The sequence below is a fragment of the Tepidimonas thermarum genome (assembly GCF_007556705.1).
Taxonomy (GTDB): domain Bacteria; phylum Pseudomonadota; class Gammaproteobacteria; order Burkholderiales; family Burkholderiaceae_C; genus Tepidimonas; species Tepidimonas thermarum.
The window spans coordinates 1-1,412 of sequence record NZ_VJOL01000113.1; the positions used below are offsets into that span (position 1 = coordinate 1).

Annotated in this window: 1 protein-coding gene; it reads right to left on the reverse strand. The window is 53.6% G+C overall.

All coding sequences use genetic code 11. The annotated features are described in order from the left end of the window. Positions 1–30: 30 nt before the first annotated feature. A complete protein-coding gene (locus Tther_RS13130) occupies positions 31–1,164 on the reverse strand; it encodes a hypothetical protein (RefSeq protein WP_185975102.1) in 1,134 nt (377 codons plus the stop codon). Between the last annotated feature and the right edge of the window lie 248 nt (positions 1,165–1,412).

The following is a 1,412-nucleotide window of genomic DNA, read 5'->3' on the forward strand; positions in this document are numbered from 1 at the left end:
AGTCGGAAAAGCTGGTCTGCATCATCGCTGCTACTGCCCCCAAGCCGTACCAGGGATTGTTCCACATCCTGCGGCGCTCAGGCTTCCCGCGCAGGGGGCGGGAGGGGAATAAATCAGTGTTTCCCTAGCTGCCGCAACATCGGCATTGTTTGTTAGATGCGTAGACCACAACGTTTCAAGCGTAGGGCTATCCCCCCCAGCAAGAGATTTCATCGCTGCAACGACTAGCTTAGCGCGATCACGTAGGAACTCGTTGTAGTCAACCTCCAGTTTTTGTTTGAGCAAATCACCTTCCATGCCGGCGTAATGCGCTTTGCAAAGCAAGTCGAAAGAAATCAAATGGGACTTCAGACGCTCTCGAACCACGTTCTCGTCGGCCCAATCAACGCGCTCTTGCAGGTACTCCAGTGGGTCTTTGCGGCCAATCATCCGATTGGTTTTCCACGTAATGAGTGCGCAATTTAATGCCAAGTAGCTTGGCATCCCGACTTCCGATAGCAGCGCATCCGGGAAAATATGGTGATATTCACGCCTTTGAATGCTGTCGTAGGTTGCTGGTTTGTGATCTGCAAAATCGATCGCGCCAAGATAGGTCGTTACCGCCAAAATGGCGCGAGCTTCTATACCCGCCGCTTTTGGCCAACCGGCAGCCATCAGTGAGTCCACATCGGCCAGTGGAAATTCGGAACGATTCAGGACTGGCACCGCCGCCAAGTCGGCATCGCTAAAGCCGGGATTTTTTAGCAATTCCTTGATAGCTTTGAAGTCGGCAAATGCACGCGATGCCGCGGAGTTCTCGTAGCGATCGGTAAAGAATGCAGACCATAGGTAGCGTCGTAGAAGCTTCTCCGCTTTAGCCAGGAAATCACCATCCTCTGGAATGAATTCATAAGCAGCCGCAATGACTGGCAACACGGCATTCGTCGGCAACCGAGCTTCGTCGAATACGCGCTGGCCGTCCAAGAACAACGCCATGCGTTCAAGCCCGCGCTGCAGCTTCGGCCAGTTGGCGAGCATCTGCTTCTTGTCCATCTCGATCATGCCACGCGTGTTGGGTAGCTTTTCTTGCAGCAATGCAGAGGTGGACAAAATAAGATCGGACACATTACCGTAACGCGCCGCTATTGGACATTTTTCTTTCAAGCTCGCTTCAAGCTCGTGCAAAGACGTCTCGGCTACACTTTCGACTTCAGTTGTGTATCGTTCTTTCTGTAAATTCCATTTTGCCGGTTGTCTGCTGGGCGGGGATCTCCGGCGCTACGCGCCTACGCTCCCCGCCCAGCAGACAGCGCGAGGGTGGGTCTGACGCCATGACTTCGAGAAAGGAGTGTAACCCTCATGGCAATACGAGTCGAAACCAACCCCTTGGAAGCCGCTTATGCGATCTTGCTCGAGAACGGACTGGATGGCGC